Origin of the sequence: Streptomyces mutomycini, assembly GCF_001700505.1 — a bacterium.
GTDB lineage: Bacteria > Actinomycetota > Actinomycetes > Streptomycetales > Streptomycetaceae > Streptomyces > Streptomyces mutomycini.
The window spans coordinates 1-7,886 of the sequence record NZ_MAPV01000223.1 but is presented as its reverse complement, the minus strand read 5'-3'; the positions used below and the strand labels follow the sequence as shown (position 1 = coordinate 7,886).

General features: G+C 71.5%; 8 protein-coding genes and 1 pseudogene. 5 read left to right on the top strand and 4 right to left on the bottom strand.

Annotation, left to right across the window (positions count from 1 at the left end):
* A pseudogene (locus BFF76_RS27295) lies at positions 1-363 on the top strand (hypothetical protein); the annotation flags it as partial.
* A 137-nt stretch (positions 364-500) separates the two neighbouring features.
* On the opposite strand, the gene BFF76_RS27290 reads toward BFF76_RS27295, so the two are convergent.
* Entirely contained in the window at positions 501-1,247 is a 747-nt protein-coding gene (locus BFF76_RS27290; RefSeq protein WP_053929305.1) for a GntR family transcriptional regulator, read from the bottom strand.
* Between the two features lie 143 nt (positions 1,248-1,390).
* Here BFF76_RS27290 and BFF76_RS27285 point away from each other — a divergent pair, with 143 nt between their 5' ends.
* Entirely contained in the window at positions 1,391-2,239 is an 849-nt protein-coding gene (locus BFF76_RS27285) for a (2Fe-2S)-binding protein (protein ID WP_053929304.1), read from the top strand.
* Positions 2,240-2,444: 205 nt separating this feature from the next.
* Positions 2,445-3,530: a DUF2637 domain-containing protein gene (locus BFF76_RS27280; protein ID WP_031099807.1), complete on the top strand. Its 1,086-nt coding sequence runs from the start codon at positions 2,445-2,447 to the stop codon at positions 3,528-3,530.
* A 3-nt stretch (positions 3,531-3,533) separates the two neighbouring features.
* On the opposite strand, the gene BFF76_RS27275 is transcribed toward BFF76_RS27280, so the two are convergent.
* Positions 3,534-3,944 carry an ATP-binding protein gene (locus BFF76_RS27275; RefSeq protein WP_051834777.1) on the bottom strand — a complete coding sequence of 137 codons (411 nt, stop codon included), beginning with the start codon at positions 3,942-3,944 and terminating at the stop codon, positions 3,534-3,536.
* A gap of 252 nt (positions 3,945-4,196) precedes the next feature.
* Between BFF76_RS27275 and BFF76_RS27270 the strand changes: the two genes are divergently transcribed.
* Together BFF76_RS27270 and BFF76_RS27265 are read left to right on the top strand one after the other, a co-directional pair.
* A complete protein-coding gene (locus tag BFF76_RS27270) occupies positions 4,197-4,595 on the top strand; it encodes a guanyl-specific ribonuclease (protein ID WP_031099812.1) in 399 nt (132 codons plus the stop codon).
* 96 nt (positions 4,596-4,691) lie between these two features.
* Positions 4,692-5,081, top strand: coding sequence for a barstar family protein (locus BFF76_RS27265; RefSeq protein WP_031099813.1), 390 nt, complete (start codon positions 4,692-4,694; stop codon positions 5,079-5,081).
* Between the two features lie 40 nt (positions 5,082-5,121).
* Here BFF76_RS27265 and BFF76_RS27260 read toward each other — a convergent pair whose 3' ends face one another.
* Entirely contained in the window at positions 5,122-6,864 is a 1,743-nt protein-coding gene (locus tag BFF76_RS27260) for a pyruvate dehydrogenase (RefSeq protein ID WP_031099815.1), read from the bottom strand.
* Between the two features lie 59 nt (positions 6,865-6,923).
* A partial coding sequence (locus BFF76_RS27255; protein WP_065849266.1) for a protein phosphatase 2C domain-containing protein occupies positions 6,924-7,886 on the bottom strand: 963 nt, incomplete at its 5' end.

The window sequence follows — 7,886 nt, the reverse complement described above, 5'->3', positions numbered from 1 at the left end:
CCCCGGGCCGTCGCACCGGCGCGCGCCGCCTACCGCAGGGCGCACGCCGGTGCGACGGCCCGGGGTGACGAGCTCCTGCTCTCCTTCACCTGGCGGCATCTCGCCTCGATCTCCCTGCGCGAGGGCGAACTCGCGGAGGCGCGGCACGGCTTCGCGGAGTCGCTGCGCATAAGGGAGGAGCTTGGCTATCTCGTGGGCACGGCTCCGGCGCTCATCTCGCTCGCGGACGCCGAGCCGGAACCCGAGGTGGCAGCCCGGCTGCGCGCCGAGGCGGGGCGGCTGTTCCGGCTGCTGGGCGGTGTGCCGACCTGGCTCGCCCCCCGGCTGGATCCGCCGGCCCCGGAGACCGTGGAGGCGAACTGACCCGCCCGGGCCCGCCGGACGGGCACGCGTCCGGCGGGTGTGCGAGGGACCGGTGGCTGCCCGGCGAGTGTGCGGGCGAACCTGTGGCTGCCCGGCGGGTTCGGCGGGCGCCTCACGGTTCGCGGGGCCCCGCGGCCTCAGACCTCCGCGCCGTTGAAGTGTTCGCCGACGAGGGACCGCACCACCGTGAGGTCCCGTGCGATGAGGGCGTCGAGCAGTGCGATGTGCTCCGAAGCGTCGGCGAGCAGGTCGGCCCGGCGGCCGACGGGGCCGTTGACGAGCGGCCACTGGGACCGGCGGTGGAGGTCGTCGGCGACCGACACGAGCTGCTGGTTCCCGGACAGCGCGAGCACGGCCCGGTGGAAGGCGCGGTCGCTCTCCGCGTACGCCGCCCGGTGCCCCACGGCCGCCGCCGCGACCGTGGCCTCGGCCAGCGGGCGCAGCGCGCACCAGCCGGCCTCCGGGACGGTGCGGGCGAGCCGCAGCATGACCGGGACCTCGATCAGGGCGCGCACCTCCGCCAGCTCCGCCAGCTCGCGCGGGCCCCTCTCACTGACACGGAAGCCCCGGTTCGGGACGACCTCGACGGCTCCCTCCGACGCGAGCTGCTGCATCGCCTCGCGCACCGGGGTCGCGGACACACCGAAGCGGGCACCGAGCGCCGGGGCGCTGTAGACCTGCCCGGGGGCCAGCTCGCCGCCGACGAGCGCGGCACGCAGCGCGTCCAGGATCTGGCCCCGCACGGAATGCCGCTGGACGACTCGGGGCGCGGGCGGCTCGCTGTGGGTGTGCTCGCCCCGCGCCTGTCCCGGTACGCGGGCGTCGGGCGGGGTGACCGGGGACGTGTACGGCCGTGCGTCCTCACGCGCTCTGCCCTGCTCCACCGGGACCTCCTCGCACTGGCGGGCCGGCTCGCGTGCGCCGGGCCCCCTGTGCACGATAAGCGGCGCAGGCCCCAGTTCAAACACCGATCACTTCGGGTAAGGTAAGGCTTACCTGCAAAAGCTCGTGATTCGGTGGTCCCTGAATGACCGTGCCCGCTCTGCTCGCCGCCACCGCCCCGTCCCCGCTGACGGCGGCGTACGACCGTCTGGCCGAAGTCTTCCCCGGACTGCGCGCCGAGATGCTGACCGATGACGCCGCGGCACCTTCGGGCGGCGGATGGGTCGGCGCCGCCGAGCTCGCGGCCGGTGGTGCCGCGCTGGACGACTTCATGGCCTGGGACGAGGAACAGGTCCTGCGGGACTACGGCATGCAGGCGCGCCCGGACGTGGTGGCGAGCTTCGCGCTGCACCGCTACGCGTGGCCGGCCTGCCTCCTGGTGACCCTGCCGTGGTTCACGCACCGCCGGGTGCCGCGGATCCCCGTCGAGGACGTCTCCTTCCACCGGGGACTGGGCCACCTGACCCTGCGTGTACGCGAGTTCGCCTGCCTGCCCGACGACCCGGCGGCCGAGCTGCCCGGCGCCCGGGTCGTCCCGGACGAGTCGGCACTGCGGGCCGAGGTCCTGGACTCCGTGGCACAGCACATCGGTCCGGTGCTGGACGGCTTCCGGCCGCGCATGCGGCGCGGGAAGCGGGCCCTCTGGGGCATGGCGACCGACGAGATCGTCGAGGGCCTCTGGTACGTCGCCCACCTGCTGGGCGAGGAGGCGCGTGCGATGAGGGAGCTGGAACTGCTGCTCCCCGGCACCACCAAGCCGTACGTGGGCACGGCGGGCTTCCGTGAGCTGACCGGGCCGGACGGTGAATCGCTCCCCACGCGCGACCGCGCGAGCTGCTGCCTCTTCTACACCCTGCGGCCCGAGGACACGTGCGTCACCTGCCCGCGCACCTGCGACGCCGACCGCGTCCGGAAGCTGGCGGCCGCGGCCTGAGGCGGCAAGGCCGCTCACACCACCCGGGCGAGCGACCGCAATACGAACACAACTCAGCTCGTTCGAGCCGGAGTTCGGACTCAATGCACCTAACGGGGTGTTCAATCCCCCCGATAGGGTCCCCTTATCCCGAAAGCGCCTGGGACAGGCAGCATTTCAGCCACAATTGCGCCCGAAATGCCCTACCTGACGCAAGGGACCGTGCATGAGACTGACCGACATCTCGCTCGACTGGCTGCTTCCGGGCGCCGTGCTGCTCGTGGGGGTCGTGGCGGCGGTGACGGTGGTCGCACGCGGCAGACGCGCCGCCGACAAGGCCACGGCCGACGACACCTGGGAACGCAGCGAGGAGCGCCGCAGGCGCAAGGAGGCTCTCTACGCCACCGCCTCGTACGTCCTGCTCTTCTGCTGTGCCGCGGTCGCCGCCGCCCTCTCCTTCCACGGGCTGGTCGGCTTCGGCCGGCAGAACCTCAACCTCTCCGGAGGCTGGGAGTACCTCGTCCCGTTCGGCCTCGACGGGGCCGCGATGTTCTGTTCGGTGCTCGCGGTGCGCGAGGCCAGCCACGGTGACGCCGCGCTGGGATCCCGGCTGCTGGTGTGGACGTTCGCCTGTGCCGCCGCCTGGTTCAACTGGGTGCACGCGCCGCGCGGCATCGAGCACGCGGGCGCACCTCACTTCTTCGCCGGGATGTCGCTCTCGGCGGCCGTGCTGTTCGACCGCGCCCTGAAACAGACCCGCCGTGCGGCACTGCGCGAGCAGGGCCTGGTGCCCCGCCCGCTGCCGCAGATCCGGATCGTACGGTGGCTGCGCGCTCCCAGGGAGACCTTCGGTGCCTGGTCGCTGATGCTCCTCGAGGGCGTACGCACCCTGGACGAGGCCGTGGACGACGTCCGCGAGGACCGGCAGGAGAAGGAGCAGAACCGGCATCGCAGGAGGGACCAGGCGAAGCTGGACAGGGCCCAGATCAAGGCCCTGAACCGGCAGAACCGGGTCTGGGGGCGTGGCGTGCGGATCGGCCGGGAGATGGACGTCCAGGCCATCGCCCGCACGCCGGGCCCCGGCGGCCCGGCGGCCGTGGAACCTGCCACAACAGAACCGGCACAACTGCCCCTTCGCCCCCGGCCGTCGCTGCAAGCAGTGCATGGCTCGAACCCCAGGAGCACTCCGGCACAGACCATGAGCGGTGATCCCGGCACTGTCGACCTCACCACCGAGGACGACACCCAGGCCCTGCCCCGGCTCGACTCGCTGGAGCAGAAACTGAAGGACCTGGAGCAGCAGTTCGGCTGAGCGTCAAGGCCTCCCGGCATTCAGCTCGAACCAGACCACCTTGCCCAGCGCCTGGGTCGTGACTCCCCAGGAGTCCGCCAGGCTCTGGACGAGCAGCAGCCCCCTGCCGTGCGTACCGTCATCGGCGTTCGGCACGTACGGCGCGGGCTCCTGACCGGTCACGAAGTCGCGTACCTCCACCCGCAGTCGCGCGGGTGCGGACGTCACCGTGACCACGGCGCCGTTCCTCGTGTGTATGAGCGCGTTCGTCACCAGCTCGCTGAGCAGAAGCTCCGCCACCTCCGTCTCCTCCGGCCGTCTGCGGTAGCGCAGGAACTCCCGCAGCGCGGCGCGTGCCTCCCCCACGGCCGACAGATCGGCGTTCCCGAGTCTTCGGTGCAGCCGCACCGACGGGCTCTCCTGTCGTTTCGTCATGTCCCCCGCACGCACGCTGAATCGGCCTCCCTGGATTCCGTTTCATGACGTCATGTCTCGAACACCTTCACGGGATGCATGCCCCACAGCGGAGCGGTCACGCGTCCGCGGACGTCAACATATGAACGGGCGGGCGCACAACCCCGCGCGTACGACCGGCGCGTTACGTTTCCGTACCCACGGTTAACTCCCCAAAAATTCACTCGTGCTGGCGTTGACGAATGGGGATCTACGCGCGTCATCATGGTGGGCATGCGAATCCCCCCACGGATCACCACGCTCGGCGGCATCGCCGCCCTCCTGTCCGTCCTCTTCGTCGGCGGGCCCGTCACCGCGTCCGCCGCGACGGCCCCCTCGACCTCCGCGGTCGGCAGCGTCTGCTACTCCGCGCTGCCCTCCCAGGCCCACGACACGCTCGACCTCATCGAGGCGGGCGGCCCCTACCCGTACGAGCAGGACGGCACCGTCTTCCAGAACCGGGAAGCACTGCTGCCGAGCCAGAGCACGGGCTACTACCACGAGTACACGGTCATCACGCCCGGCTCCTCGGACCGCGGGGCCCGTCGGATCGTGACGGGTGAGGCGACCGAGGAGGACTACTACACCGCCGACCACTACGAGTCCTTCGACCTGGTCGACCACGGCTGCTGATCCGCCCTCCCCCGGTCCGGTCCGTGCCGTAGTCCCCCACCTGCGGCGCGGACCGTCGGACCGGCACCAGGAGAGACGCACTTGTACGCTCCACGCATGACCGTGACCTATGTGATCGACGGCTCCGCCATCACCGGACTGGACAGCTTCTGGGATGCGGTCGGCGAGGCGGTGAACGGCCCCGGCGGCTATTTCGGGCGCAGTCTCGACGCGTTCGCGGACTGCCTCGGCGGCGGTTTCGGCACCCCGGAGGACGGGATCTTCGTCATCGAGTGGCGCGACCACGCACACTCCGCCCGCACGCTGGGCCACGAGGAGACAGCCCGCCGGCTGGAGCGCCTCCTCCCCCGGGCGCACCCGACCAACAGGGCGCGCGTCGACCGGGAACTGGCCGAGGCCCGGGCGGGCCGCGGTCCGACGGTCTTCGACCAGCTGGTCGAGATCATGACGGACCGGACCCGGCCGGGGACCCTGCGGCTGATGTGACCGCGCCGCCGCCCGGTGCGGGCGTCGGTGCTGCGCCTCCTCAGGGCCGCGGCACGTTGCGGAGGTTGGAACGGGCCATCTGGAGCATCCTCCCCACCCCGCCGTCGAGCACGATCTTGCTGGCGGAGAGTGCGAAGCCGGTGACCATGTCGGCGCTGATCTTCGGCGGGATGGAGAGGGCGTTCGGATCGGTGACCACGTCGACGAGTGCGGGCCCCTTGTGCTTGAAGGCGTCCTTGAGCGCGCCCTCCAGCTGCTTGGGCTTCTCCACCCGGACCCCGTAGGCGCCCGCGGCGCGCGCGACCGCCGCGAAGTCGGGATTCTTGTTGGCCGTGCCGAACGAGGGCAGACCCGCCACCAGCATCTCCAGCTCGACCATGCCGAGCGAGGAGTTGTTGAACAGCACGACCTTCACCGGCAGGTTGTACTGGACGAGCGTGAGGAAGTCACCCATCAGCATGGTGAACCCTCCGTCGCCGGACATCGACACGACCTGCCGGTTCCGGTCGGTGAACTGCGCCCCGATCGCCTGCGGCAGCGCGTTCGCCATCGAGCCGTGGCTGAACGAACCGATCACCCTGCGTTTGCCGTTGGGAGTGAGATAGCGGGCGGCCCACACATTGCACATGCCCGTGTCGACGGTGAACACGGCGTCTTCGTCGGCGAGTTCGTCGAGGACCGAGGCGACGTACTCCGGATGGATCGGGACGTGCTTCTCGACCTTGCGGGTGTACGCCTTGACCACGCCCTCCAGCGCGTCGGCGTGCTTCTTCAGCATCCGGTCGAGGAACTTCCGGTCGGTCTTGACCTTCACGCGCGGGGTCAGGGAACGCAGGGTCTCGCGCACATCGCCCCAGACCGCCAGGTCGAGCTTGGACCGCCTCCCCAGGTGCTCGGGACGTACGTCGACCTGGACGATCTTCACGTCGGTGGGGAGGAACGCGTTGTACGGGAAGTCGGTTCCCAGCAGGATCAGCAGGTCGCACTCGTTGGTCGCCTCGTACGCGGCACCGTAGCCGAGCAGCCCGCTCATGCCCACGTCGTACGGGTTGTCGTACTGGATCCATTCCTTGCCGCGCAGCGCGTGGCCGACAGGCGCCTTCACCCGCTCGGCGAACTCCATGACCTCGGCGTGCGCGCCCGCTGTTCCGCTTCCGCAGAAGAGCGTCACCCGTCTTGCCTTGTCGATCATCCTGCAGAGCTTGTCGATCTCCTCGTCGCCGGGCTTCACGGAGGGCCGCGAGGTGACCAGGGCGTGCTCGATCGACTTCTCCGGAGCCGGCCTCGAGGCGATGTCGCCGGGCATCGAGACGACACTGACGCCACCGCGGCCGATCGCGTGCTGGATCGCCGTCTGGAGCAGACGCGGCATCTGCTGCGGGTTGGAGATCATCTCGTTGTAGTGGCTGCACTCCTGGAAGAGCAGCTCGGGATGGGTCTCCTGGAAGTAGCCGAGGCCGATCTCGCTCGACGGGATGTGCGAGGCGAGGGCCAGCACCGGGGCCATGGAGCGGTGGGCGTCGTAGAGGCCGTTGATGAGGTGCAGATTGCCCGGCCCGCAGGATCCGGCACAGACGGCGAGGGTGCCGGTGATCTGGGCCTCGGCGCCGGCCGCGAACGCGGCGGTCTCCTCGTGCCTGACCTGGACCCACTCGACGGCGGGGTTACGCCGAACGGCGTCGACGACGGGGTTGAGGCTGTCACCGACGACGCCGTACAGCCGCTTGACCCCCGCCCGCACGAGGATGTCGACGAACTGCTCCGACACGTTCTGCTTGGCCATGGGTGAGCACCCTCTCTCCTCCGGCTGTCCGTGCCTCCATCAACCCATGGTGTGCCGGGTTACGCCTCCCAGACCGCTGCGCCCGTACGGTCGTCGGCGTACCCCTCGGTCCGCAGCTGGGTGTCGGCCAGGTAGGCGGGCAGCCCGGGCGGACCGCCCGCCCAGCGCCGGGCGAGTTCCGCGGCGAGTTCCGGCTCACCGCGCATCGGTTCGGCCAGGCCGTCTCCGCAGAGCAGCAGCGTGTCCCCCGGCCGGGCCACGGAGGCGCGGAAACGGAAGGCCCCGCCCGGCGTGGGGAGCACGGGGTCGAGGTCCTGCCAGGCCCCGTCGCGGAGACGGAAGAGGCCGCCGGGCCCGATGCCGAAGAAGACGCGGGTGCGGCACTCCGGGTCGGCGGACAGCAGCAGACAGCGCAGACCGGCGCTGTACGCGGACGCTTCGAGGCCGAGCTCCGCGGCGCGGGCACGGAGCCTGCCGCAGGTGCGGTCGGTGAGGCGTTGCAGCCCCGATCTGAGGTCACCCGTGTGACCCGCCCGTATGTCTTCGGAGAGCCGGGCATGGCTGCGGGCGACGGCTCCGCCGATCCAGCGACAGGCGTCGGCGGCGGCGAGGCGGGCCTGTCCCGCTCCCCGGGCTCCGCCCGCCACCGCGACCAGGACCAGGGCCTCGTCCCCGGTGCCGAAGCGCGCGGTGAGCAGGGCGTCCTGGCGCGGCTCACCGCACAAGCGCGCGGAGTCCCCGCGCACGGACGCGGCCCGCAGGGTGTACGTCCCGTACCGGGCGCCGTCGAGGACCGTGTCGGGGACGAGGCCGTCGAGGTCTTCCGGGCCGCATTCGGGCAGTGCGGCAGGCTCGGCGTCGTACGTGGGGGGCCGGTCCCCGATGTGGCCGACGACCGGGCGGGCCGGAGGCCCGGGCGTGACCGCTGCGGCCGGTGGCTCCGGGGCCGGCGGCGCGGCGAAGGTCTGCGGCCGGGAGGGACCGGCAGGGGTCTCCCAGGGGGCGCGGCCGGCCGGCCGCGC